This window comes from Telluria antibiotica (genome assembly GCF_011682055.1).
GTDB lineage: Bacteria > Pseudomonadota > Gammaproteobacteria > Burkholderiales > Burkholderiaceae_D > Telluria > Telluria antibiotica.
In genome coordinates this window covers 24,476-50,307 of the sequence record NZ_JAAQOM010000007.1, presented here as the reverse complement: position 1 = coordinate 50,307, position 25,832 = coordinate 24,476, and the positions used below count along the sequence as shown (strand labels likewise).

17 protein-coding genes are annotated in these 25,832 nt (G+C 65.7%); 13 read left to right on the top strand and 4 right to left on the bottom strand.

Features of this window, described 5'->3' with window-relative positions:
- The first annotated feature begins 3 nt into the window (after positions 1 to 3).
- From HAV22_RS12760 to HAV22_RS12700, 13 genes are all read left to right on the top strand, one after another.
- Positions 4 to 1,830 (top strand): TadA family conjugal transfer-associated ATPase, encoded by a 1,827-nt coding sequence (locus HAV22_RS12760; protein ID WP_166859468.1) that lies wholly within the window; start codon positions 4 to 6, stop codon positions 1,828 to 1,830.
- The gene (locus HAV22_RS12755) at positions 1,827 to 2,687 is read left to right on the top strand and encodes a type II secretion system F family protein (RefSeq protein ID WP_166859467.1); all 861 of its coding nucleotides are present in this window, start codon (positions 1,827 to 1,829) and stop codon (positions 2,685 to 2,687) included. The genes HAV22_RS12760 and HAV22_RS12755 overlap by 4 nt, the downstream gene beginning before the upstream one ends.
- A gap of 7 nt (positions 2,688 to 2,694) precedes the next feature.
- Positions 2,695 to 3,627 (top strand): type II secretion system F family protein, encoded by a 933-nt coding sequence (locus tag HAV22_RS12750; protein WP_166859466.1) that lies wholly within the window; start codon positions 2,695 to 2,697, stop codon positions 3,625 to 3,627.
- Between the two features lie 4 nt (positions 3,628 to 3,631).
- The gene (locus HAV22_RS12745) at positions 3,632 to 4,834 is read left to right on the top strand and encodes a DUF192 domain-containing protein (protein WP_166859465.1); all 1,203 of its coding nucleotides are present in this window, start codon (positions 3,632 to 3,634) and stop codon (positions 4,832 to 4,834) included.
- 18 nt (positions 4,835 to 4,852) lie between these two features.
- On the top strand, positions 4,853 to 10,183 hold the full coding sequence (locus tag HAV22_RS12740; RefSeq protein ID WP_166859464.1) for a DUF6765 family protein: 5,331 nt from the start codon (positions 4,853 to 4,855) through the stop codon (positions 10,181 to 10,183).
- On the top strand, positions 10,098 to 11,102 hold the full coding sequence (locus tag HAV22_RS12735) for a right-handed parallel beta-helix repeat-containing protein (RefSeq protein WP_166859463.1): 1,005 nt from the start codon (positions 10,098 to 10,100) through the stop codon (positions 11,100 to 11,102). The genes HAV22_RS12740 and HAV22_RS12735 overlap by 86 nt, the downstream gene beginning before the upstream one ends.
- A 20-nt stretch (positions 11,103 to 11,122) precedes the next feature.
- A complete protein-coding gene (locus HAV22_RS12730) occupies positions 11,123 to 11,605 on the top strand; it encodes a hypothetical protein (RefSeq protein ID WP_166859462.1) in 483 nt (160 codons plus the stop codon).
- An 18-nt stretch (positions 11,606 to 11,623) separates the two neighbouring features.
- Complete coding sequence (locus HAV22_RS12725) at positions 11,624 to 16,702, top strand: RHS repeat domain-containing protein (protein WP_166859461.1); 5,079 nt, start codon at positions 11,624 to 11,626, stop codon at positions 16,700 to 16,702.
- 5 nt (positions 16,703 to 16,707) lie between these two features.
- On the top strand, positions 16,708 to 17,535 hold the full coding sequence (locus tag HAV22_RS12720; protein ID WP_166859460.1) for a hypothetical protein: 828 nt from the start codon (positions 16,708 to 16,710) through the stop codon (positions 17,533 to 17,535).
- A 14-nt stretch (positions 17,536 to 17,549) separates the two neighbouring features.
- Entirely contained in the window at positions 17,550 to 18,311 is a 762-nt protein-coding gene (locus tag HAV22_RS12715) for a hypothetical protein (protein ID WP_166859459.1), read from the top strand.
- Between the two features lie 8 nt (positions 18,312 to 18,319).
- Entirely contained in the window at positions 18,320 to 18,982 is a 663-nt protein-coding gene (locus HAV22_RS12710) for a hypothetical protein (protein WP_166859458.1), read from the top strand.
- Between the two features lie 29 nt (positions 18,983 to 19,011).
- Positions 19,012 to 19,827 (top strand): hypothetical protein, encoded by an 816-nt coding sequence (locus tag HAV22_RS12705; protein ID WP_166859457.1) that lies wholly within the window; start codon positions 19,012 to 19,014, stop codon positions 19,825 to 19,827.
- A 216-nt stretch (positions 19,828 to 20,043) separates the two neighbouring features.
- Positions 20,044 to 20,247: a cold-shock protein gene (locus tag HAV22_RS12700; RefSeq protein ID WP_056448893.1), complete on the top strand. Its 204-nt coding sequence runs from the start codon at positions 20,044 to 20,046 to the stop codon at positions 20,245 to 20,247.
- A gap of 88 nt (positions 20,248 to 20,335) precedes the next feature.
- Here HAV22_RS12700 and HAV22_RS12695 read toward each other — a convergent pair whose 3' ends face one another.
- From HAV22_RS12695 to HAV22_RS12680, 4 genes are read right to left on the bottom strand one after another with little or no spacing between them, the layout of a single operon-like run.
- Complete coding sequence (locus tag HAV22_RS12695; protein WP_166859456.1) at positions 20,336 to 20,851, bottom strand: DUF2867 domain-containing protein; 516 nt, start codon at positions 20,849 to 20,851, stop codon at positions 20,336 to 20,338.
- Positions 20,852 to 20,861: 10 nt separating this feature from the next.
- Positions 20,862 to 21,275 (bottom strand): gamma-butyrobetaine hydroxylase family protein, encoded by a 414-nt coding sequence (locus HAV22_RS12690; RefSeq protein ID WP_166859455.1) that lies wholly within the window; start codon positions 21,273 to 21,275, stop codon positions 20,862 to 20,864.
- A 29-nt stretch (positions 21,276 to 21,304) separates the two neighbouring features.
- Positions 21,305 to 21,739, bottom strand: a complete 435-nt coding sequence (locus HAV22_RS12685) for an HIT family protein (protein ID WP_166859454.1) — start codon at positions 21,737 to 21,739, stop codon at positions 21,305 to 21,307.
- On the bottom strand, positions 21,736 to 25,743 hold the full coding sequence (locus HAV22_RS12680; RefSeq protein WP_166859453.1) for a DUF3683 domain-containing protein: 4,008 nt from the start codon (positions 25,741 to 25,743) through the stop codon (positions 21,736 to 21,738). Before HAV22_RS12680 ends, HAV22_RS12685 begins: the two co-directional genes overlap by 4 nt.
- Between the last annotated feature and the right edge of the window lie 89 nt (positions 25,744 to 25,832).

Here is a 25,832-nt window from a genome sequence, read left to right as displayed (position 1 = left end):
ACCATGCTACAGATCGAGATCACCGACCCGGACGGCGCGCGCCGCCTCGTGCAGGCGCCGGACGATTGCGTCATCGGCAAGGGCCGCGACAGCGAGGTCCGGCTCGACAGCTGGCGCGTCGGCCGCGAGCACGCGCGCCTGTTCCGCACGCCCGGCGGCGTGCTGCTGGAAGACATGGGCGCGTTCGGCGGCGTGTTCGTCAACGAGGCCCGCATCGCCGTGCAGCACGGCCCCTTGCGCGGCAACGACGTGATCGCCATCGGCCCATACCGCCTGCGCGTGCTGGAAGTCGCATCGGCCGGCTTCGCGCAGGCCGCGGCGCCGGGCTCGCGCTCGAGCACCGCCACGCAGCGCAACCAGAACGCCAGCGACGCGCTCCTCGCCTCGCGCCAACAGGCCGTGCAGGCGCAGGAAGAGGTGCTGCGCACGCGCGCGGACGATGCGACCGCCGACGGGTTCCCCGTCGTCGTGGCGGCCACGCCGGTCAAGGAACTCGAATTCGAATGGCGCAAGCGCATCCACAACAAGCTGCTCGACGCCATCGACCTGCGCCGGCGCGACGTGTCGGCCATGTCGGACGCGCAGCTGCGCAACGAAACGGGCGCCCTCATCGACGCCATCATGGAGGAACTGGCCGGTGAGCTGCCGCGCGAACTCGACCCGGCCCAGTTGAGCCGCCAGGTGCTGAACGAAGCCATCGGCCTGGGCCCGCTGGAAGAACTGCTCGACGACGACAGCATCTCGGAGATCATGGTCAACCGCTACGACCAGATCTACGTGGAACGCAAGGGCCGCCTGCAGCGCCATCCGCTCACGTTCACCGGCGACCGCGCCGTGCTGGGCGTGATCGAGCGCATCGTGGCGCCGCTGGGCCGCCGCATCGACGAATCGTCGCCGATGGTCGACGCGCGCCTGAAGGACGGCTCGCGCGTGAACGCCATCATCCCGCCGCTGGCGCTGAAGGGCCCGACGCTCACGATACGTAAATTCGCCAAGCGCAAACTGAGCGCGTCCGACCTCGTCGACTTCGACGCCATCAGTCCCGAGATGGCGGAATTCCTGCAGGTGTGCGTCGAGGCGCGCAAGAACATCATCGTCTCCGGCGGCACGGGCTCGGGCAAGACCACCTTGCTCAACATCCTGTCGAACTTCATTCCGGACGGCGAACGCATCATCACGGTCGAGGATGCGGCCGAGCTGCAGCTGCACCACGACCACCTGATCAGTCTCGAATCGCGGCCCGCGAACGTGGAAGGCAAAGGCTCCGTCGCCATCCGCGACCTGGTGCGCAACACGCTGCGGATGCGCCCCGACCGCATCGTCGTGGGCGAATGCCGCGGCGCCGAGGCGCTCGACATGCTGCAGGCGATGAACACGGGCCACGAAGGTTCGCTCACCACCTTGCACGCGAACACGCCGCGCGACGGCCTCGCGCGCCTGGAGACGATGGTGCTGATGGCCGGCATGGACCTGCCGCTGACCGCGATCCGCGAGCAGATCGCGTCGGCCGTCGACATCATCGTGCAGCAGACCCGCTTCTCGTGCGGCTCGCGCAAGGTCACGTGCATCACGGAGATCACCGGCATGGAGAGCGGCAAGATCCAGCTGCAGGACGTGTTCCGCTTCGTCAGCCGCGGCTATGCGGGCGAGCGCGGCTCGCACCGCATCCAGGGCTATTTCACGGGCTGCGGCATGGTGCCCACGTTCTACGAGGAGCTGCGCGCGACGGGTGCGCAGCTCGACATGGGGCTGTTCACGCCGCACCCCGACGAGCGCGACGACGCCGACGACGGCCGCGTCACCCACCTGCAGGCGGAGGCGCGGCGATGAACAGTAGCACCGTCCTGATGTCGTTCAGCGTCGTGATCGCCCTGGCGGCCGCCGTGCTGACCTGGTTCGTGATCGACATGGGCACCGCGACACTGAAGCGCTACCGCACCAGCTTCACCAAGCGCGCCAACTTCCAGGCCCGCGAATTCTTCCTGTTCATCGACCCGCGCAAGCTGTTCGCCGCCAACATGGCCGTGGTGGCGCTGGTGCCGCTGCTGGTGTGGATGGCCTCCGGCAGCATGATGCTCGCGCTGCCCGTGCTGCTGATGATGGGCCTCTTCCCGCGTGCGCTGTACGCGTGGATGCGCAACCGGCGCATGCACAAGTTCGAGGAACAGCTGCCGGACGCCCTGATGATGCTGGCGGGCGGCATGCGCGCCGGTATCGGCCTGAACGCCGCGATGGTCCAGCTGGTCGCGGAGGCGCCGGCGCCGCTAGGCCAGGAATTCTCGCTGCTGCTGCGCGAGCAGCGCCTCGGCCTGCCGCTGGAGCAGAGTCTCGCCAATCTCGCGCGGCGCGTGCCGACGCAGACCACGACCTTGGTGGTGTCGGCAATGCGCATTGCCACCGAGACGGGCGGCAGCCTGGCCGAGACGCTCGAACGCACGGCCAACACGATCCGCAGCCGCCTGCAAATGGAAGGCAAGATCCGCGCGCTGACGGCGCAGGGCAAGCTGCAGGCCTGGGTCGTCGGCGCCCTGCCGGTAGCGCTGATGCTCGTGCTGAACCGGATGGAGCCGGAGGCCATGTCGCATCTGTGGAACGAACGGATCGGCTGGGCCACGCTCGCCGTGCTCGCGGTGTTCGAGGGCCTGGGCATCTACGTGATCCGCCGGATCGTTGCCATCGACGTGTGAGGACGCCATGTTGACCTATTTACTCAAGCATCCCGACTTCGTACTCATGCTGCTGGCCGTGGTTATCGGCCTGGCGGCCGCGCTGGCCGGCTGGCTCCTGAGCCGCACGGTGGCCGACGTGCCGCAGGAAGACCGCGCCTTCAAGGACCCGCCGCCGCCCGCGTTTCGCGCGGTATGGTGGCCGATCCACTGGACCGCCTATTTCATCGACCCGCTGCTGTCGGACAAATCGCACCGCGACACGCTGGCCAAGCTGCGCAAGGCCGGCCTCGATTACGCGCTGACGCCCAGCCAGTTCCTCGGCGCGCGCCTCGTCACCGCCATGCTGGTCGCGCTGCTGTGCTGGTGGCTGCTCGGGTCGTTCGACCGCCCCGACATGTTCGCCAACGGCGCCAGCGCGACGGTGTACCTCGAGGTCGCCGCGGCCGGCGCGCTGTTCGGCTACGCGTATCCGGCGATCTGGCTGCGCGACCGCGTCACGCTCCGCCGCGGCGAACTGCTCAAGAGCCTGCCCTTCTACCTGGACATCATCACCCTGTGCGTGGAGGCCGGGCTGAACCTGCAAGGCGCATTGAGCCAGGCCGTCGCGCGCGGCCCCAAGGGCATCTTGCGCGACGAGCTGCAGCGCGTGCTGCGCGACATCCGCGCGGGCCGCAGCCGCGCCGAAGCGCTGCGCACGATGGCCGAGCGCCTCAACGAACCGGGCGTCAGCACGTTCACGGGCGCCGTGATCCAGGCGGAGAGCATGGGCATGAGCCTGGGCCCCGTGCTGCGCGCCCAGGCCGACCAGCGCCGCAGCGAGCGCTTCCTGCGCGCCGAGAAGCTGGCGATGGAAGCGCCGGTCAAGCTGCTGTTCCCGCTGATCGCCTTCATTTTCCCGTGCACGTTCATCGTGCTGTTCTTCCCCATCGCGATGAAATTCATGCAGGAGGGACTGTAAGACCATGACGGACCGTACGATCCTTCTGCACACGGCCAGCGGTGCGCACCCGCTCGAGATCGCGCTCGCGGACGGTTTCTGGTCGCGCCTGCGCGGCCTGATGCTGGTGCCGCCGCTCGCGCCAAACGCCGGCCTCCTGCTGACCCGCTGCGCCAGCGTGCACTGCGCCTTCATGCGCCAGGCCATCGACGTCGTGTACCTGGACGCGGACGGCGTCGTCCTCGCGTGCGTGCCGCGCCTGCGGCCGTGGCGCGCGAGCGCGCACCGCGGCGCGCGCCACACGCTCGAACTGGCGGCGGGCGCCATCGACCGCCTGGGTATCCGTACGGGCGACCGCCTGGCGCACCCCGGCCTCGCGCGCAGGAATGCGCCGCGCCTGCGCGCGCACGCGCAGAGCGGCATCGCGATGGTCGAATTCATCGTGGCCGGGCCGATGCTCACGCTGATCGGGCTGGGCATCCTGCAGTACGCGATGATCTTCTTCGCCAAGAACCAGGTGAACCACGCGACGTTCATGGCGGCGCGCGCGGGGACCATGGATCACGCCAACCTCGCCACGATCAAGGCCGAATACCTCAAGGCGCTCGTGCCGATGTACGGCGGTGGGACGAGTCCCGACGAGATCGCCGCGTCGCTGGCCAAGGCAACCAACGACATCAACGCCAACAACGTTGCGCGGATCAGGATGCTCAACCCGACCGCCGAAAGCTTCGAGGACTGGAAGGAGCCGAAGCTGGCGGTGAAGTACAACACGGGCGGCAAGCGCGTGATCCCGAACGCCAACCTGAGTTCCAAGGACCAGCAAATCAAACCGAATTCCGGCCAGACGATCTACGACGCCAACCTGCTCAAGCTGCGCATCCTGCACGGCTACCTGCCGAAGATCCCGGTCGCGAGCACCGTGTTCGTCGCCTACCTGAAGGCCATGGACCCGGGCAACGACCCGGAGTACACGGCCCTTGTGCAGGCGGGACGCATCCCACTGACGATCAACGTCACGATGCACATGCAGTCCGACGCGATCGAACAGACGCCGGAAAGCGCGCCGGGCGCGGGCAACAACGGCACGCCGACGAACCCCGGCGACCCGCCCGTGAGCCAGAACCCGCCGCCGACCTGCACGGGCATCGGCTGCATGCCCCATGACCCCGTCGATCCGGGAACGCCCTGCACGGGGAACGATTGTCCCGTGTGCTCGGGTGGTTGAAGAAAACGAAAGAACGACATGCTGACGACATCGACACGCCTGGCCGCCACGTTGTGCGGCCTGCTGATCGCGGCCGGCCTGCCCGCCCCCGCGCGTGCGGACCTGCCGCTGTTCCCGCCGCAACCCTGCCCGCCCAACAGTAGCTGCGCACCCGGGACGCCGCCCACCACACCGCCCACGCCGCCGGGCACCTGCGGCCCCGGCCACGCGGGTTCGACGTGCGGCGGCGGCGGGCCGGCCACGAACGGCAACGGCAGCGGCATCAACATCGGCGCCGGCAATCCGATCAACGTCATCAACGGCAACAAGTACCAGCGCGAAGTCGACATGGCGCCGCTGCCCGGCACGCTGGGCCTGGAGATCGTCCGGTACTACAACAGCGCGTTCAGCCGCCCGGGCGCATCGACGAATCTGATCGGGCGCGGCTGGAAGCTGTCGTACGAGACCGAGCTGTATGCCGTCGGCCGCACCTTGCAGATCATCGAGGCGGACGGCACGCGCATCATCTTCAACCGCGACCCGCACGATGCGAGCCTGTGCGCGAGCAACGATCCGGCCAATGGCACGGTCAGCATCGTCAAGACCGCGCGCGGCGACGAGTACGTCTGGCGCTGGACCAACGGGCGCGAGCTGACGTTCGATAACAAAGGCCACCTGACGCAGATCCTCGCGCCGGGTGGGCAGTTCGTCGCCCTGCGCTACAGCCCCGCGGGCTTGCTGACCCGCGTCACCGATCCGCAGGGCCGCAGCCTCGACCTGGCGTATCCGGACAAGGAACAGGCACGCTCGCAGGATGCCTTCCGCGGCGTGCAGAGCATCGCGAGCCCGGTCGGGCGCTTCGTCTACCGCTACGGCAGCCCGAAGCCGGCCGGCGCCGACATCGACAAGCGCCTGCTGCTGGCCAACCTCGTCAAGGTCGAGATGCCGGCTGGTGCGCGCACCTATCACTACGAGCAGGCCGAGTTCCCCACGTTCCTCACGGGGATCAGCGAACTGGTCACGGGCGCGGACGGCAAGCCGGCGTGGCAGCGCGTCAGCACGTACGCCTACGATCACGACGGCAAGGCCAATCTGTCCGTGCGCGGCCGGCCGGCCCGCCTCGCGCTCGGCAAGGACGGCAAGCCGCTGCAGCCCGCGCGGCTCGTCCCCGGCACGGGCATCGGCCAGGTCACGCTCGAATTCGGGGCGGGCCAGACGATCGTGACCAACAGCCTGGGCCAGAAGACGCTGTACCGCCACGCCGTGCTGGCCGGCGAATACCGCCTGCTCGAGGTGCGTGGCGCGGGCTGCTCGGCCTGCGGCGAGACGAACGTCCGCTACACCTACGACAACCTCGCGCGCCTCGAGACGACGACGCGCCTGTCCGCCGCGGGCGAGCCGCTGTCGGCCGAACACCAGCAATACGACCGCCGCGGGCGCCTGGCGTCCGTCAGCACGCAGGCCTACGCGCACGGCAAGGCCCTGCCCGCGCGCCTGAAGCTGCGCTACGAATACGACGATGACGGCGTCTACCCGGCGCGGATCGTCCGCCCGAGCGTCGTGCCGGGCCGCTTCTACGTCACCGCGTTCCGGTATGCCGGCGACGGCGCGCTGGCCGGGCTGCCGGCCGAGATCACGGAGCAGGGTTATTTGCCGACGCTGGAAGGCACGGGCGCGGCCGGCACGATCACGCGCACGCTGCGCTACCGCTACGACGGCTACGGCCAGCGCGTGGAGATCGACGGTCCGCTGGCGAATGCGGCGGCCGATCCGGGGCCGCAGAACAGCGACATCACGCGGGTGCGCTACGATGCGCGGGCCAAGCTGCCGGTGCGTACGGAGGCGCCGGGTGGCGTAGTCACCGAAGTCGTCGAACGCGATGCGGCCTTGCGCCCTACCGTGACACGTTTCACCGATGCCGCGGCGGTCCAGGTCGTCCGGGTACGCTACAACTGGCGTGGACAACCCGAGGAACTACGTGTGGACGGCACGCCCACGGACGGCGGCCCCGCGCTGTCGCAGACGGTCCACTACAACTATGACCTCAATGGCAAGCTGACAGGCATCGTCCAGCCGGGCGGGTTGACGAACCGTTTCGTGTACGACGCCGCCGGCCGCACGACCCGCAAGGATCTGCCCGATGGCAGCGTCGTGACCGCAGCGTTTGACACGGAAGGACGCCAGACCGATGCGGTGCTGCAAGACGCCGATGGCCGGCGCGCGACGGCTGCGCACTACCGCATCGACGCCGCCGGCCGCGTGGCGGGCATGACGGACGACCAGGGCGTCGTCGCGCGCGCCAGTTTTACGCCGGCAGGCACCATCGCTGAGCTCACGAACGCGCTCGGAATCGCGACCCGGTTCAGCTACGGCGACGACGGGATGCTCGCGGCGCGCACCAGCGCACCCGATACGCCGGACGCTGCATCGATCGGCTTCGCCTACGATGCACACGGCAACCGGGTCAGGCTGACTGACGCCAACGGCGTCGCCACCGTGCGCCGCTTCGACGACTTCGGCCGCCCCATGCTGGAAGTGAGCCCCGACCGCGGTGTCACACTGTTTTATTACGACGAGGCCGGCCGCATGGCGGTGCGGTCGGACGGACGCGGCAATGACACCCGCTATCGTTACGACGTGCAAGGCCATCTGATTGCCGCCGGCACGACGGCGCATCCTGAACTCACGCGTTTCCGCTACCTGGGCCGGCGCTTGATCGAAGTCGTCGGCACGACCGACGGCAACCCGGCGCATGCGCGCGAGCGCACCCGCTATCGGTACGACGCGTTCGGGCGAACGCTGGAAGAAGAACGCTGGCTCGCCCGCGTCGACGTGAAAGATGACAAGACCGGGCTGACGTTCGTCACCACCGACACCTATGACGAAGCCGGGCGCCTGAGCACCCGGCGCCTGCCGGACGGCCACCAGCTGGCGTACCGGTATGCGCCTGCAGGCGGCCTCGCCGCCGTCCTCTTCGACGACGAGCCGCTCGTCTCCAACATCGCCCGTGGACCGGCTGGTCTCGCCGGGTTCACGAACATGAACGGCGTGCGCGAACTGATCGAGCGCGACCCGCGCGGCCAGATCAAGACCGTGCGCGCGACTGCGTCCACGCCGCCGTCTCGCGGATGGCTGGCGCGCCTTCGCGGCTGGTTCGGCGGTGCAACGGGCTCCAGTGCGGGATCGCGGACGATCTACGCACAGTACAACGACTACGACGATGGCGGACGGTTGGTGAAGATCGGCCGCGAACTGGGCCAAGCAGGCACGATGCCCGTCCGGCGCACGACCGAAAACTATGACTACGATGCGCTCGACCGACTCACGCGCATCCGCGCGGACGATGGCCCCGCTGTCCAGTATGCCTACGACAAAGGGGGGAATCGGACTCGGGAGACGCACGAGGCGACAGCCGTGCGCGTGTCGTCCAATGGTGAGGCGCAGGCGGGCACACGTCTCTACCTTTACGCCCCGGGCAGCAATCGCCTCGTCGGGCTGACGCGCGCTAGTCTCGGCAGTGCATCGGCCAACGACGCGCAACCGGCAGCGAGCATGGGCAGGCTGTTCGACAGCGCGTGGTTTTACCGCGCGAGCGGCGCCCCGTTCGCCCGTATCGGCTTCGCCGCACCCGGATCGGCATCGAAGGACGTCCGCACACCCGCGTCGAGCCGACGCATCGTCTACGACGACGCCAACCGCCCGATGGCCGTGTACGACGCCAGCGACCGGCTCGTCGCGTCCTACGCCTACAACACGCGAGGCGAGCGCATCGCGAAGACCGTCTTCGCGCCGTCCTCTCCGACGAGCGGCGTCGTGCGTACGGCGCTGTCGGACGACGGCAAACGGGTGACGACCTACAGCCTGTACCGTGACCATCAGCTCGCGGCCGAAGCCGACAGCGAGGGCCATATCACCGCTCATTACGTTTATCTCGACGATAAGTCAGTCGCCCGGATCGACATGAGGCAAAACCGCAATCCGGTCAGCCGGCTGTGGCAACGCCTTCGTGCGATCGGCACCGCACAAGAAAAACAGCCGGCCGCTTCCGCCACCGTCGCGACGATCTACGCCATCCAGACCGACCATCTGGGCACGCCCCAGGCAGTGACGGACGAACACCAGGACATCGTCTGGCAAGCCAGGATATCGCCGTTCGGACAGGCGAAGATCGTCCATGCGCGTGCTTCCGCCGAAACGGGCAAAGCATTCGACCTGACACTGCGGCTCCCGGGTCAGGTCTTCGACAGCGAAACCGGCCTGAACCAGAACTATTTCCGGGACTACGACCCGGCGCTGGGACGCTACACGACGCCGGATCCGATGGGGGTGGACGGCGGCGTCAATCCTTTCGCGTACGTGAACAACAATCCGCTGACGGGCATCGACCCGTTGGGGCTGTACCAAAGCGACATCCACTTCTACATGACGATGTTCCTGGGAATTGCGGCAGGCATGACAAACGACGATGCCTTTACCCTGGCGCTCGCGGCTCAGTTCGTCGACGAAAACAACGATACGAGGCCGCTGAACATCCAGCTTGCGTATGGCAACCATATCGTTCGGCTGCTGTCTTACCACTTTACGATGGTGCCTTCCGTCGTCGATCTGAACACCGGCAAACTGAGCGGCTTTAATTACGGTACGCCGACGACGAGCACGGCTTACGCCAACATTCCAGAGAATCCTCAGCTACAGCGTCTTTATCATGCGGTCCAGTTGGCGCAAACGGAAACGAACCTCGTCGACTGCCGTGGTACACGCCTGCAGCTGATGGGTGAATATCTGCATTCGTTCGAAGACACGTTCGCCCATCGGGATCCGGACAATCATCCATTTCCTCTGTATGTGGGTTTAGGTCACGCCTACTACGACAGCGATCCGGACTTTACCTACGTGCACGACGCGCAGAACGTTGCACACGTGGGAACGACCTACCATTGGACCCATAATGAGGAGCGTACCCTTCAGATGGAGCGCGAAGTGTATGCAAAGCTGACTGCATGGGGCGACCCCAGCAAGGCTATTCCTTTCGACGATTTTGAGGCGACACTAAAGGAGTTCAACGCCATTCCTGAACATGAGGGGGCCGGTTATAACGAAACAAATCCCAGGAACAGCTCGAAGATAAAGCACCTTCAGGCGATGCTGGATCAATGGGTCAATGAAGGAAAAATCGCGAGCGGAGTAAACTGGACTGGGGACCAAAATGCAGCATATAGGTTTGACGCCGATCAGGGCGAAATTAATAGGAATAAATTTCTTTGCGATGCAAATGGTGACGCACTTGATCAAAAAAAATATCAGGGAACTATTCTTCCGCAATGCCGGCGCCGGCAAACGCCGCCGCCGAACTGGCCCAGCGATAGTTAATGCGGTGCTACTGGCTGGATTGGTGGGTATCGCTCATCCATATTGTTTTGCGCAAAGCTGCCATCCAATCGAGACACGCCCGGTTGGCTCAGGGTTTCGCGGACGCGTTGTGCCTATCGGAAAGTATTGTCTTAATATCGACCTTAAACAATTCAAGGAGTTCGACATCCATGCCGGGCGATTCTTAACATATGAAGGCGTTCCCCTACTGAACATTCTTTACCCGAGTCCAGGGCGGACGCCGGATTTCTCCACTGGAGAAATTACCGAGATCGATCTACAGGGGCACGAACTCATCGCGGAACCTGACGATATGACTGGGATACTAGATAGGATCCCGAGTGAACACCTTTATGTTCACAACGGAACCATCCACGTCCCGGGAACTGACGAACACAATATCGGCATCGATTTGCAGGCCATGTCGAGTCCCCGCGAAACCTATGCCCGCCCCAACTGTAAAGCATCGCAAACGACGTGCATGGACGGACCGTCGGTGCATCAAAAGGCGCCGCCCTACCGCAGGACCGAACACGTCGTCGAAAAAGTCAACGTCCGTGCGGGTCACCTCGGAGTGCAAATGGTCGGTATCGGCAACACCCTACGCGACAGCGTGATCGAGGTCGACAGCCGCGGCGCCATCGCCCTGTTCGGCCCCGGCAGCAAGATCGAGAACAACACGATCATCGTGCACGGCAAAGGCGACGCGACATCCGACGATGGCGCGATCGTACTGTGGGACGGCAACGGCGCGGTGATCCGCAACAACCGTTTCATCTTCAAAGGCTGGTTCAAGAAAGCGCCGCCCGCGATACGCCTGATCGATTCGGCCGACGTGCGGTTGGAAGGCAATACGTTCGAAGGCTTTGACCAGCGGGTCGAACAGGTCGGTGCGAGCAGTTACCGCATCAATCCGTGACGCGGACACGGCACAGATTCATGGCGACACGACCGACGCAAAGCCCCGTCCGCACCCCAGCGCTTGCCGCGTTGACGGGCGCCGCGTTCGCTCTCTATCTGTTCGTGGCCGACATGGTCATTCCCCCGCCGTCGCACGCGCAAGGGCACTACAACATCGGCAACGCGCTGGTGGGTGCGCTGTTCTTCAGCTACGCACCTTTCACTGCAGCGCTGTCGCCGCTGGTCGCGATGGCGATGTACGGCACGTACGCGTATATGGCGCTGGCGCGGCGACGGTGCGCGGGCCTCGCTTTGCTGGCGCTGCATTACGGTGTTGCGGCGCTGGTGGCAGCGCCGATTTATCTGCACCGCTCGCCCGGCCTGATCGCCGACACGCGGGACCAGTTCATCCGGCTCGCCGCGCAGCCGGTAACCGCGCTGTTCGCATTCGCACCGTTCATCATTGCAAACGTGTGGTACGTGCTGCGCATGCTTAGTCAACCCACGTCGTCCGCAACGTAACTGAATAAGGAAATCTCCATGCCCAGCCGATGGTCCCGACTGGCCGCCCTGCCCTGCGTTCTCGCATTCCTGCTGACGGCAAGACCCGCCCATGCGGACCTGCCGCTGTTCCCGACGCCAGCGCCTGCCTGCCCGCCCAACAGCAGCTGCGCGCCGGGCACGCCGCCCATCACGCCGCCCGGCACGTGCGGCCCGGGCAACGGCGGCGCCACGTGCGGCGGGGCGGGACCGGCCACACTGGGCAGCGGCACCGGCGTCAACGTCGGCGCGGGCAATCCGGTCAACGTCATCAACGGCAACAAGTACCAGCGCGAAGTCGACATGGCGCCACTGCCCGGCACGCTGGGCCTCGAGATCGTCCGTCACTACAACAGCACGTCCAGCCGGCCCGGCGCGTCGACGAACCTCGTGGGGCGCGGCTGGAAGCTGTCGTACGAGACCGAGCTGTATGCCGCCGGACGCACCTTGCAGGTCGTACAGGCGGACGGCACGCGCATCATCTTCAGCCGCGATCCGCGCGACCCGAGCCTGTGCGCCAGCGCCGATCCGGCCCACGGCACGATCGAGATCGTCAAGGGCGCGCACGGCGACGAGTACGTGTGGCGCTGGACGAACGGACGCGAACTGCGCTTCGACACGCACGGCCACCTGACGCAGATCCTGGCACCGGGCGGCCAGTTCGTCAGCCTGCAGCACGACAGTGCGGGGCTGCTCGTGAAGGTCACCGACCCGCAGGGCCGCAGCCTGAACCTGACCTATCTCGACAAGGCTAGCGCCCGCGCGGGCGATGCGTTCCGTGGCGTGCAGAGCATCACGAGCCCGGTCGGCAGGTTCACGTATCACTACGGCAGCCCGATGCCGAAAGGGGCGCAGATCGACAAGCAGCTCCTGCTGGCGAACCTCGTCCGCGTCGACATGCCCACCGGCAGCCGCTACTACCACTACGAGGACGCCCGCTTTCCCACGCTGGTGACGGGGATCAGCGAACTGGCCACGGACACGGGCGGCCATTTGGCATGGCAGCGCGTGTCCACGTACGGCTACGATGCCGACGGCAAGGGCAACCTGTCCGTGCGCGGGCGGGCGGCCGCGCTCGCGCGCGACGCGCTCGGTGCGATCCCGCGTCCGGCGCGACTCGTCGCAGGCACCGGCATCGACCAGGTCACGCTCGATTTCTCCAAGGGCGGACAAACGACCGTCACCAACGAACAGGGCCAGGCCACCGTGTTCCGCCACGCCGTCATCGGCGGCGAATACCGGTTGCTGGAAGTGCGCGGTCCCGGCTGCGCGAACTGCGGCCCGTCGAACGTCCGCTATCGCTACGACGCGCAGGGTCGGCTGGCCGAGACGACGACGCTCGATGCTGCGGGCACGCCGCTGGCAGGCATGCGCACGGACTTCGACGCGCGCGGACGGCCCGCGTCGGTGAGCCGCATCGACTACGAAGGCGGCCGCCCCGGCGCGCCGCAATGGCAGACGCGCTACGAGTACGCGGGCGCGGCGACGCAGCCTGCGCGCGTGCTGCGGCCCAGCGTCGTCGCGGGCAAGCAGGCCATCGTCACCATCACCTATGCCGAGACGGGTGCGGCGGCAGGCAAGCCGATATCCGTCCGCGAAGACGGGTTCGTGCCGTCGACGGACCCGCACCTGCCTGCCGCGACCATCACCCGCACTTTGGACTATCGCTACGCCGCCAACGGCGAAGTGACCAAGATCGACGGGCCGCTGGCCAACGCCTCGCTCGGCGCCACGGCGGCCAACAGCGACATCACGCGCACCGATTTCGATCCGGTCACGAAGCTCCCCGTGCGCATCGTCCATCCCGGCAATCGCATGGAAGAGGTGCTGCAACGGGATGCTGCGCTGCGCCCCCGCGTCGTGCGCATCACCGACGGCGACCGCGTGCGCACCGTGACGCTCGCGCTGAACTGGCGCGGCCAGCCGGAGCAGGTCGAGATCGCGGGCGCGCCGCCCGTGCGCCATCGCTACGACGTGAACGGCCGGCCGCTCGACGCGGATGACGTGCCCGCGCCGGACATCCAGCCCTCACTCGATGCGGCGCTGGCCGGCACCGCCGTCGATCGTGATCCGCAGAGCCGCCCCGTCGCCTGGCATGACGCGGGCGGCGCTGTTGCCGTGCGCACGGACTGGGGCGCGCCCGGCACGGCGGCGCAGGCGTCGCTGCTCGCGATCAGCGCGGGCAGTGCGCGCGCAGAGCGCCTGGTCGACGACTTCGGACGCGTCGTCGCGATCCGCAATCCCGGCCAGGGTTGGCAGGTCGGGCAGCACGACGCGGCAGGGCGCATCGTCGACAGCATCGACCCGCGCGGCGCACGCCAGCACGCGGAATGGGATGCGGGCGGACGCCTGCTGAAGCTCGTCCGCTACGCGCCCGGCGCGAGCGCCGCGGAGCAGACCGTCACCTACCGCTACACGGGTTCACTGCCGCGCGAGCTGGAAATCGCCGATGCCGACGGCACGCGCCTCACACGCAACGAGTTCGACCCGCAGGGGCGCCTCGTCGCACAAACGCTGACGATCACGCCGTCGACGCGTATCGCGGCCGCGCTGGCGCAACCGGTGACGTTGCGCCACGGCTGGCGCTACGACGCGCGCGGCCGGTTGGTCGCCCGCACGTTCACCGATGGCCAGGGCGCCACGTCCGAGCTGAGTGAAGACAGTGACGCGCAGGGCCGCACGACACGCATCGCGACGCACGGCGTGCTGCCGGACGCATTGGGCGGAGGCCGCGTCATCGCCGCCGCCATCGGCTGGAACGACCTGCCCACCGGCCCGTTCGCGGCGCGCATCGCGCATGGCGACGGCAGCGTCGACGCATTCGACGTGACCGTCGCCCCGGCAGCGCCGGACGCGCCGCGGTTCCTGGGAGCGAGCCTGGACATGGGGGATGGAAGCGGTGCGCGCCGCTCGCCCGGCCGCGACACCGACACCGCCGGCCTCCCCGCCGCGATCACGACGGCGACGGCCGACCAGCATCTCGCGTGGGACGCGGCCGGACGCCTGGCGCGCGCCGTGCGCGCCGACGGCAACACGCACTACGTCTACGACGCGCAGGGCCAGCGGGTCGCGCGCATCGTGACGGATGCACAGGGCCATGCGGCGGCGACGCTGTTCTTCCATCACGACCACCAGCTCGTCGCCGAAACGGATGCGCAAGGCCGGATGCAGTACGCGTACGCCTATCTCGGCTGGCGCCCGCTGGCACAGCTCGACCTGCGCGACAGGTCGTGGTGGACCACCCTGCGGCGCTGGCTGTTCGGCGCGCCGGTGCGCCACCTGCACACGGACCGCGCGGGCAAGGTCATGGACATGACGCAGGACGGCAAGACGATCTGGCGCGACCGCGGCGCGCAGGAGGCGCCGCTGCGGCGCGTGGCCAGCGTGTCGTTCACGGGCGTGCACCAGCCGCTGCGTTACGTCGGCCAATACCACGATGACGAGAGCGGCCTCGTGTACCACGGTGCCCGCTTTTTCGACCCGGACAGCGGCCGCTTCCTGAGCCCCGACCCGGCTGGCATCGCAGACGCCACGAGCGGCGTGCCCGCCCCGCTGCTGCTGGACCTGTACGCGTACGCGGGCGGGCGGCCCGATGAATTCTTCGATCCCGACGGGGCGGCGCGGATACGGTATTTCGCGATCACGACGAGCGGCGCCAAGGGCGCGGCGCTGGGGACGAACCAGGGCTACACGGTCGCGCGCTGGGCCTTCATCGTGGATAACGTCCAGGCAGGCATCGGTGGCGACGCGCTCGGCCAAAAACGTAACGAGTACGCGCGCAACGGTACTGGTGTGCTTGTCGATGTGAACGGTAATTTCCTCGCTGCGGGACAGTCCGCTGCTACCTGGACCGGGGGCGATGGCATGGCCGACATGTTCACGAATCACTACGGTAGTAATCTGATCAGCATCCCGGAGTTCACCATCACGATGGACGACAACGATGCGACGAAGCTCATCGCCAGTTACATCGCTGCCGACCGTCAGGTGCTGGGCAACACCTGTCCGGCGCGCTCGCTCCTGCTGCCGCAGATTAAATTTGCGGCGGGCGAAGCGAATATCGACGTGACGAATGCAACGGCGAACGGCGCGCACAAGGAGCGCATTCTCGCGTGCGGCGAGGGATCGTCGTCCAATGTCGACCAACGACGCGTCGCGAAATACGAGGCGGCGGCCGAAGTCAACGAAACGGCGCGCATCAACCGAAATTGCTCGGCGGACGGTTGCCCCGGCATCGGTTACTACTGCGATGCGACGAAATGCTTTTCGCCGCGCGACCAATTGGCTTATGGGCCACCGCAAACCGCCGAGCCCGTGCATACGCCGTCATACGGCCGTTCGCAGTTCATCGGCAGTACCCTCGTGTCAGAGCTGCTCGGCAGTTACAACACCTTCCCCGCGGACGTGCTGACACAACTGGGACTCACTCCCCGTATCCAGCAGCTGTTGCGCGATGCCGATACCCGGGCAAGAAAAATGGCGGAGTGGTGGCGCAGGACGAAAAAAGCGAGCACTTACGCTGCGGCCAACCAAGCCTGGGCCAATCTTCCGGCAGCAGAGCGTACCCGATTCACTACCGAAACCGGCCTCGGCGAACGGGCGTATGTCGACATGGTACGCATCAAGACGCAGCCGCCGAGGAACTCGAAGGGCGACGATCTCTCCGGCGATGCCGCGGCGGCATTCGGCACCGATGCCATCATGAGCAACAGTGATCTGAAGAGCTTCATGATGGGCATCTTCAAGGATTTTGATAAATTTACGGTAATGAGCCATGCGCTGATGCGAAAGAACATGAATGCCGCGTTGCGGGCCCAGCCGAATGCCTCCGAAGAATACCTGGCCGCGATGGTGGCGCGCGCCCACAATGGCGGGACCTGGAACAGGACCTATGACGACCTGAAAAAGCACGACTCCTACGATTACGTGAAAAACTTCATCGGCATCGATATCTACACCAAAAAAGGCGATTGGAAATCCCTCCGTTGCACCGACAGTTTTGGCACCAATACCGTGAAACCCGGCACCAATGGCAAGGGAATCGGTGGCCTCGAAATGAAACCTTTACAACTCAACTGATCTCGATGAAATCATTATTTTTCGCTCTCGGCGTCGCAGCGCTGGCCGCCAATTGCACCGCAACGAATGCACAATCCATGCGTCTTACGACCGACGTTCCAGAATGCCGCACGCCTGGTGGCACCGTACTGCCGGAGCGCTACCAGACGCTGGCGAAAAAACACAAGGAATTCGCATGGGTCAAGAAATTGGCGCCGGGCGATCGCCGGATCAGTCATCAAGGCTGGGAAAGGGTCGATGGATCGGCGATGTACAACTGGTTCGATTTTTTTCTGGTCGACCTCAATAACGACGGCTATTGCGACTGGTACGTCAATGCATCTGCCCCATTATCGACAGGTGGCGATCGCGACACGATTAATACGCTTTACCTCGGACAGAAAAATCGCTGGGTGCGGATCGGCGCACACATCCCCGAAGACAAGCCGGATCAGTTGGGCGCCGGCGATGCCGACGATGAACAAAGCGGCTACCTGTTCGGCGAGGAGATTTCGACAGTCTACGATGCCGCCGCAAAGACCAGCTACTTCATCACCGGGTTTTACGACCGCAACGTGCAGCGCGACGACCACCCGGGATATCGCGTCATGACCTGGGATAACGACAAGAAGACATTGCGCTTGCTCGACAAATGGCAGCCGGGCTCGAAGGCCGCCGAGGTATACGCATTCTTCAAGGCGCATGGCGCGTGGACTCCCTCCGGGAAAATGGGCACGGCAAAAGACACCATCCAGCGCTTCGATCCGCAGGTCGAAGCGGTCGAGCTGGAGCAGGCATGCGACCGGGGCGGCGAAGGGTTGTCGCCCTATCTGCTGAAGCGGTGCAAGCGCTAGCGACACGAGCATCGATGAAAAAAGCCGGCCTGATCATTCTTTCGTTCCTTGCCGCCCTGGGACCGGCGCAAGCGCAGCCGATCAATGCATCGGCCTTGCGCCTGACGCCTCCCGTCCCGTGCAAAGGTGCCGGGCGCCCTGCCCCGAGGACCAAGGACACCGTGCACGCGGATAGCGCGGGGACGCCTTCGACGAGTATCGATCTGAATGGCGAAGGCTGGTGCGACTGGATTACCCCGTTGCCGTATCCAACCAATACGCAAGGGCAGGAATACGGTGTGCGCGACGCGATCCTGCTGGGTACAGCCAACGGTACGCGAACGTTTGGAGACGCCGCGCGCCTGAAGCCGTATTGGAAAAAGCACCCGCAGGAATTTGGCAATCTCGTTATACCGGACGGGCCCACCGGCATGGCACCGCCCCTGGTTGCCTATGCCGGCAATGACCCGGTGCCGTATTTCGCAGGGCTCTCCAGCGCGTTCCCAGAGTATTGGGGGGATGGGGATGCCTACCAGGTGTACAAATGGAACCGCGAGGCGGACACTCCCCAACAGGTCGGCAACAGCGAATTCGCAGCGGTCATGAAGTTTTGGCAGCAAAGCTACTGTGTCGGGAAAAACTACAGCAATCAGGACTTCATGAATCCGGACGATAAGAAACCCGATCATCCGCTCGAAATCTTTGTCTGCGCGCCCTGGGTCACCGAAGCCATTCACCGCGCTGAACACGATGGCGCTGGCATCAAAACATTCCTGAACGGTCGAGACGACCAATGACATTCCCAATGACGAAACACCTGTCAGCCAGCCTTGCTCTCCTGGGCGCATGCGCTGGCGCCGCACAAGCCTTGGACGCCATCCCCGGCGACCTCGCGTTGGCCGATGCGAGCGCATGCAAGAAGCCCCGCGTCGTCGCGCCGCCACCCATCCGGGAAGGCGCACAACGGTACAACGTCCGGCGCCGCTACGTCGACCTGGACGCCAGCGGGACGTGCGTCGTGATGGACTTCTGGGTCGAACGGCTGGGCGGCAGCGATTCGTGGGGCGCGCGTACGCTCGAGCACAGCTTCCGGCACTTCTACCGTGGCAAGTGGGTGGCATTCGAAACCGATCTGCAGTTCTTCCCCTATCTGCTCCGTTCGCCGAGCACGGGCCAAGCTTATCTTGTCGCCGCTCCCGACACCGAGATCGACGACATCGCCGGCAACGTCATGCCGGCTGCTTACGTGCGCGGTCAGTGGGAAACAAACGACCCGACCATGGCCCATGCGTATCTACTGGTACCGGTCGACCAGGGTGCAAGCCAGATCTACCGCACGCTCGCCGCACAGTTGGCGGCACGTACGCCGGCAGACAAACAGACGCCGGCCGAGCGCAACCGCATCCGTGCGCTGCAGTTCGAGGCGGGCGACGCGGCCGCGGACACCTCCCAGGGGGCGGCACGATGAACTTGCGCCACCGTCGCGCGAGCTGCCTCGTGCTGGCGCTGGCCTGCGCCGCGGCCCACGCACAGGACATGCGGCTCACGACGGAGATTCCCGCATGCCGCATGCCGGCCAGCCCGGTACTGCCGGCGAAATACAGGCAACTGGCCAGGAAGTGGAAGGACTTCGCGTGGTTGCGACAGGTCACCCGCAATGACGAATCCGCCGGTGGCAACGGCTGGGAGCGCATCGACGGTTCGTCGATCCATTCCTGGTTCGCCTTTGCCCGCATCGACATGAACAACGACGGCTGGTGCGATTGGTATATCAATGCGTCGGCCCCCATGTCGACGGGCGGTGACGACGACACGATCAATACGCTCTACCTGGGCAAAAGCAGTGGCTGGTCGCGCATCGGCGCCACGCTGCCGGACAATAAACCCGACGAACTCGGTTTCGGCAATGCCGACGACGAACAGGAACGCTATCTGTTCGGCGAGGAACCGGCCGTGATCCATGACGCAGCCAGCGCCACCAATTACATCGTCACGGCTCTGTACTCCCGTCACGTCCGGCGCTACGAGTATCCCGGCTACCGCATCCTCGCGTGGGACACCGGCAAGAACACCTTGCGCCCGCTCGACAAATGGGCGCCCGGATCGAAGGCGGCAGCGGTCTACGCATTTTTCAAGGCGCACGGCGCCTACGTGCCGTCGGCGACAACCACCCAGCCGCAGGACAGGATCGCCCACTTCGATCCCGAGGTCGAATCGTACGAGCTCGACATGGCATGCGACAGGGACAAGTCGGCGGAGGAGAAAGCCACGGTCTCGCCCCACCTGCTCGCACGATGTAAGCGCCAACGTTAGCGCGCCCGCGACGCTGCCCTGCCACGAAAACGCCCCGTCCACAACCGATGTCGGCTTTACCACACACGATAGCAATCGTGCATCGCGATCGTTAAAACTCTGCTTATAATGATTTTTGCTTGCGCACAGTTCGGAACAGGGATGCCTTATCGCTTAACCATGTGCCGCCAGCAAAACCTCATTACTTGTTAAAAAAATTTCTTGAGAGAGAGAAACATGGCGACTGGCACCGTGAAATGGTTCAACGACGCAAAAGGCTTTGGCTTCATCAAACCGGACGATGGTGGCGACGATCTGTTCGCGCACTTCTCGGCCATCAACTCGGCCGGTTTCAAATCGCTGGCTGAAAACCAGCGTGTGAGCTTCGACGTCACCTCCGGCCCGAAAGGCAAGCAGGCGGCGAACATCCAGCCGCAATAATCCCCGACCGGGACGCAGACCGGATCATGCCGCCCCACCCGGCCGGCAAAGAAAAAAGCGCCGTGTATCGCACCGGCGCTTTTTTCGTTTACGTTGCTATCTGCAGGGGAGGACTGGACAAGATCGAGCGGACGACGAGCCGATGCATCGGGGCCACGGGCAGCATGTACAGCCGCCCCACGGCGTTGTGGTAGAACACGAGCGTGCTGACGGTCAGGCGCTGCGGCGCGCCGTCGTGGCGGTAGACGGACAGCACGACGTCGAGGTGCGAATCGATGATCTCGAGGACAGCCTCGTCGTCGCACACGGAACGGATCGTGAAGATGCCGACCCGGTCGCCCGGCTTCAAAGTGGGCGCGGCCGACGGCGACGGGACGTCCGCCAGGTTGCCGACGTCCTTCAGCGCCAGCAGCCGGACGGCCCCGTTACGGATCGCCATCAGGAAGTCGATCCATTTCGGCGTCCGCTGCGCGAATGCCAGGTAGGCATGCAACGCCGAGGGCGCGCGGCCGGGCACGTCGACCTCATAAGCGTCCCAGTAGTTGGCGCGGGCCTGCAAGGCGCGCACCGCGCTGGCGGATGGGATATCGGTTTTCGCAACCATCGTTGCGCGGTCAGTGCCCGCCGCAACCGCCGCCGTGCCGGCCGGGCGGCGGCACGGCGCGCGCGTCGCGGCCACTGTCGCCTTCATACCCTGCCGCGTGCAGGCGGCCCATGTAGTCCTGCCACAGCCGGTCCTGCTCGTTGCCCAGCTTGTACAGGTAATCCCACGTGTAGATGCCGGACTCGTGGCCGTCCGTGAACAGCGGCTTGACGCCGTAGTTGCCGACCGGTTCGGCGCCGCGGATGCCCACGTCGCGCTTGCCGACCTGCAGGACTTCCTGGCCCGGGCCATGGCCCTTCACTTCGGCCGACGGCGAGTACACGCGCAGCAGCTCGAACGGGATGGAGAACGCGGCGCCGTCGTCGAAGGCGATTTCCAGTACCTTCGATTGCTGGCGGATGGTGAGGTTGGTGGGGTTGGCCATGGTGTGATGTGAGGTGAGTGAACGCCGTGTTAACGGCTCGCGAACCGGCGCGCGATCGCCTCGGCCAGTTGCGGCACGCGCTGCCTGCGCTCGGCCAGCACCGCGTCCGGCGTCGTGCGCTGCGCCTGCGCCCACACGGGCGCGGGAAAGTGCGCGTCGTCGGCGTAGCGCGGGATCACGTGCCAGTGCAGGTGCGGCACGACGTTGCCCAGGCTCGCCACATTGACCTTCAACGGTTGCATCACGTCGCGCACCGCGAGCTCCAGCTTGTAGACGGCATCGTTCAGCAGCAGGCGATCCGCCTCAGGCAGGTCGCTCACTTCGCACACGTGGTCCTTCCAGATCACGCGCGCGAAGCCGGGGTAGTTCGCGTCGTCGACGAGGATGACGGCGAACTTGTCGTTGTCGACGACGGTAGGCGCCGACAACTCGCACAGCTCGCAGCCGGCCACGCGCGTCGTCATACGAGGACCCGCTCGATGCCGCCGTTGTTGGCGTTGGCGACGTACTCCGGCAGCCAGTTCTCGCCCAGCAGGTGGCGCGCCATCTCGACGACGATGTAGTCGGCCGTGGTGCCCGAATCGTCGTTGTAGCGCGACAGACCCTGCAGGCAGGACGGGCAGCTCGTCAGGATCTTGACGTCGCCCTTGAAGCCGTCTTCGCGCAACTTGTCGGCACCTTTGACCATCTCCTGCTCCTTGCGGAAGCGGACCTGGGTCGAGATGTCCGGACGGCTCACGGCGAACGTGCCCGACTCGCCGCAGCAGCGGTCGTTCTTCTCGATCTTGACGTTGTCGACCGTCTGCACGAGCGCATTCACGGTCTTGATCGAATCCTGCAGCTTCATCGGCGTGTGGCACGGGTCGTGGTACATGTAGCGCGTACCGGTGACACCTTCCAGCTTGACGCCCTTCTCCATCAGGTACTCGTGGATGTCGATGATGCGGCAGCCCGGGAAGATCTTCTCGAACTCGTACGTCGCCAGCTGGTCGTAGCAGGTGCCGCACGAGACGACGACCGTCTTGATGTCGAGGTAGTTCAGCGTGTTGGCCATGCGGTGGAACAGCACGCGGTTATCCGTCATCATCTTGTCGGCCTTGTCGTACTGGCCGGCGCCGCGCTGCGGATAGCCGCAGCACAGATAGCCCGGCGGCAGCACGGTCTGCACGCCCACTTCCCACAGCATCGCCTGCGTGGCCAGGCCCACTTGCGAGAACAGGCGCTCGGAGCCGCAGCCCGGGAAGTAGAACACGGCTTCCGTATCGGCGTTCGTCACCTTCGGATTGCGGATGATCGGGATGACCTTGTCGTCCTCGATGTCCAGCAGCGCGCGCGCCGTCTTCTTCGGCAGGTTGCCCGGCATCTTCTTGTTCACGAAGTGGATCACCTGCTCGCGGACCGGCGCCTTGCCCGTCGTCGGAGGCGGTGCCTTCGTCTGCTCTTTCGCGACGGCCTTCAGCACCGTCGCGCCCAGGCGCTGCGCCTTGTAGCCCCAGTCGATCATCCCCTTGCGCATCGCGTTGATCGTGGTCGGGTCGGTCGCGTTCAGGAAGAACATGCCCGCGCGCTGCGCCGGCTTGAAGCTGCGCTTGTCCATCTTGCGCAGCAGGTTACGCATGTTCATCGAAACGTCGCCGAAGTCGATGTTCACAGGGCACGGCGTCACGCACTTGTGGCACACGGTGCAGTGGTCGGACACGTCCTCGAATTCTTCCCAGTGGCGGATCGAGACGCCGCGGCGGGTCTGCTCTTCGTACAGGAACGCTTCGATCAGCGCGGACGTCGCGAGGATCTTGTCGCGCGGCGAGTACAGCAAATTCGATTGCGGCACGTGCGTCGTGCACACGGGCTTGCACTTCCCGCAGCGCAGGCAGTCCTTGACGCTGTTGGCGATCTCGCCGATGTCGCTCTGCTGCATGATCAGCGACTCGTGGCCCATCAGGCCGAACGACGGCGTGTACGCGTTGCGCAGGTCGGCGTATGCCGTATCGCTGTTCAGCAGCTTGCCCTTGTTGAAGCGGCCTTCCGGATCGACGCGCTGTTTGTAGTCGCGGAAGTCGCGGATCTCGTCGTCGGTGAGGAATTCCAGCTTCGTGATGCCGATGCCGTGTTCGCCCGAGATGACGCCGTCCAGCGAGCGCGCCAGCTTCATGATGCGCTCGACGGCCTTGTGCGCGTCCTGCAGCATCGCGTAGTCGTCCGAGTTCACCGGCAGGTTCGTGTGGACGTTGCCGTCGCCCGCGTGCATGTGCAGCGCGACGAACACGCGCGAGCGCAGCACGCGCTTGTGGATCGCGGTGGCTTCGGCGAGGATCGGTTCATAGGCTGCGCCGTTGAAGATCTGGCGCAGCGGCGCGCGGATCTCCTGCTTCCACGAGACGCGCACGGTGTGGTCCTGCACGACGTCGAACAGCGTGGCCTGCGGCTGCTGCGCGAGGCGCGCCTGGAACGTGCCGGTCAAGCCATCGAGGCCGACCTCGGCGAGCTTGTCGAGCACGGCGCCCAGCGGCTGGTCGAGGTTCGCCAGGATCCAGGTCCAGCGCGCGGCCACGCGGGCCAGCAGGTCGTCGCCCTGCTGCGGACGGTCGCCGAGGATCTCTTCCTTCGACACGCCTTCGCCCGTCGCGTCGTCCGCCTTCGTCACGTCCAGGTTCCCGGACGCGAAGTACGCGTGCAGTTCTTCGACGAGTTGCAGCTTGTTCTTGATCGACAGTTCGACGTTGATGCGCTCGATGCCGTCCGTGTACTCGCCCATGCGGTTCAGCGGGATGACGACGTCTTCGTTGATCTTGAAAGCGTTCGTGTGGCGCGCGATGGCCGCGGTGCGCGAGCGGTCGAGCCAGAATTTTTTACGCGCTTCCGGGCTGACGGCGACGAAGCCCTCACCCACGCGCGTATTCGCGAGGCGCACGACTTCCGACGTGGCCAGCGCGACGGCGTTCTCGTCGTCGCCGACGATGTCACCGAACAGTGCCATCTTCGGCAAGGTGCCGCGCTTGGACTTCGTTGCGTAGCCGACGGCGCGCAGGTAACGCTCGTCCAGGTGCTCCAGGCCCGCGAGGCGCAGGCTTTCGAATTCCGGCTTGCCGCTCTTCGGCAGGCTGTCCAGGTAATCCTTGATTTCGACGATCGACGGGATCGCATCGCGTGCCTGGCCGAAGAATTCCAGCGCGACGGTGCGCGTGAACTTCGGCATCTTGTGCAGGATCCAGCGCGACGACGTGATCAAGCCATCGGTGCCCTCTTTCTGGATGCCCGGCAGGCCTGCGAGGAATTTATCGGTGACGTCCTTGCCGAGGCCTTCCTTGCGGAAGCGGCGGCCTTCGATGGCGAGCGTCTCGGTGCGGAACGGCGCCCCTTTCGGCGCGCCCTTCTCGGACGGATGCGTCCATTCGAGCTTGAACGTGGCGACGGGCGCATCGTGGATCTTGCCCAGGTTGTGGTCGATGCGCGTGACGTCGAGCCAGTCGCCGTTCGGGTCGACCATGCGCCACGAGGCCAGGTTATCCAGCGCCGTGCCCCACAGGACGGCCTTCTTGCCGCCCGCGTTCATCGCGATGTTACCGCCGATGCAGGAGGCGTGTGCGGAGGTCGGGTCGACGGCGAACACGAAGCCGGCCTTTTCGGCGGCCTGCGACACGCGCTGCGTGACGACGCCGGCGCCCGTGTAGATCGTCGCGTAGTCGCGGTCGACACCGGGCAGGCGCGTCATCTCGACCTCGCCCATCTGCAGCAGCTTTTCCGTGTTGATCACGGCCGACATCGGCGACAGCGGGATCGCACCGCCCGTGTAGCCGGTGCCGCCGCCGCGCGGGATGATGGTCAGCCCGAGTTCGATGCAGCCTTTCACGAGGCCGGCCATCTCCTCTTCCGAATCCGGCACGAGGACGAGGAACGGGTATTCGACGCGCCAGTCGGTGGCATCCGTCACGTGCGACGTGCGGTGCATGCCGTCGAAGCGGATGTTGCGTTTATCCGTGTAGCGACCCAGCACGGCCTTCGCGCGCTTGCGCAGGTCGTACGTCTGGCGGAACTCGCTGCCGAAGTCGTCGACGGCCTTGCGCGCGGCGACGAGCAGCTGTTCGACGGCGGCGCTGCGGCGTGCCGCCGTGGCCGGATCGGATTCGCCCGCGTCCACCGTGAGGCGGCGCTTGTCGACTTCCGCGAGGCGGTGGTGCAGCGCCTCGATCAGCTTGGCGCGACGCTTCGGGTTGTCCAGCAGGTCGTCCTGCAGGTACGGATTGCGGCGCACGACCCAGATGTCGCCCAGGACCTCGTACAGCATGCGCGCCGAGCGCCCGGTCTGGCGGGCGCCGCGCAATTCGTCCAGCAACTGCCACGATGACTCGCCCAGCAGTCGGATCACGATCTCGCGATCGGAGAACGACGTGTAGTTATAAGGGATCTCGCGCAGGCGGATCGGCGCGTTTTCTTCGAGCAGGGCGTGGATATTGGCAGGAGCGTTCATGGAGAGATCGACTGTCGTACTGACGCGTAGGACTGTCTATTCTAGCTTATTGCGATGCACCACGCTGGGGAAGGAACGATTTTTGCAAC

What these genes read in the sequence shown, in the direction of transcription:
- HAV22_RS12715 (WP_166859459.1), top strand. Translation starts at nt 17,550, where the DNA reads ATGAAAAAAGCCGGCCTGATCATTCTTTCGTTCCTTGCCGCCCTGGGA.
- HAV22_RS12740 (WP_166859464.1), top strand. Translation starts at nt 4,853, where the DNA reads ATGCTGACGACATCGACACGCCTGGCCGCCACGTTGTGCGGCCTGCTG.
- HAV22_RS12700 (WP_056448893.1), top strand. Translation starts at nt 20,044, where the DNA reads ATGGCGACTGGCACCGTGAAATGGTTCAACGACGCAAAAGGCTTTGGC.
- HAV22_RS12750 (WP_166859466.1), top strand. Translation starts at nt 2,695, where the DNA reads ATGTTGACCTATTTACTCAAGCATCCCGACTTCGTACTCATGCTGCTG.
- HAV22_RS12695 (WP_166859456.1), bottom strand. Translation starts at nt 20,851, where the DNA reads ATGGTTGCGAAAACCGATATCCCATCCGCCAGCGCGGTGCGCGCCTTG.
- HAV22_RS12685 (WP_166859454.1), bottom strand. Translation starts at nt 21,739, where the DNA reads ATGACGACGCGCGTGGCCGGCTGCGAGCTGTGCGAGTTGTCGGCGCCT.
- HAV22_RS12745 (WP_166859465.1), top strand. Translation starts at nt 3,632, where the DNA reads ATGACGGACCGTACGATCCTTCTGCACACGGCCAGCGGTGCGCACCCG.
- HAV22_RS12710 (WP_166859458.1), top strand. Translation starts at nt 18,320, where the DNA reads ATGACGAAACACCTGTCAGCCAGCCTTGCTCTCCTGGGCGCATGCGCT.
- HAV22_RS12680 (WP_166859453.1), bottom strand. Translation starts at nt 25,743, where the DNA reads ATGAACGCTCCTGCCAATATCCACGCCCTGCTCGAAGAAAACGCGCCG.
- HAV22_RS12725 (WP_166859461.1), top strand. Translation starts at nt 11,624, where the DNA reads ATGCCCAGCCGATGGTCCCGACTGGCCGCCCTGCCCTGCGTTCTCGCA.
- HAV22_RS12730 (WP_166859462.1), top strand. Translation starts at nt 11,123, where the DNA reads ATGGCGACACGACCGACGCAAAGCCCCGTCCGCACCCCAGCGCTTGCC.
- HAV22_RS12760 (WP_166859468.1), top strand. Translation starts at nt 4, where the DNA reads ATGCTACAGATCGAGATCACCGACCCGGACGGCGCGCGCCGCCTCGTG.
- HAV22_RS12720 (WP_166859460.1), top strand. Translation starts at nt 16,708, where the DNA reads ATGAAATCATTATTTTTCGCTCTCGGCGTCGCAGCGCTGGCCGCCAAT.
- HAV22_RS12755 (WP_166859467.1), top strand. Translation starts at nt 1,827, where the DNA reads ATGAACAGTAGCACCGTCCTGATGTCGTTCAGCGTCGTGATCGCCCTG.
- HAV22_RS12690 (WP_166859455.1), bottom strand. Translation starts at nt 21,275, where the DNA reads ATGGCCAACCCCACCAACCTCACCATCCGCCAGCAATCGAAGGTACTG.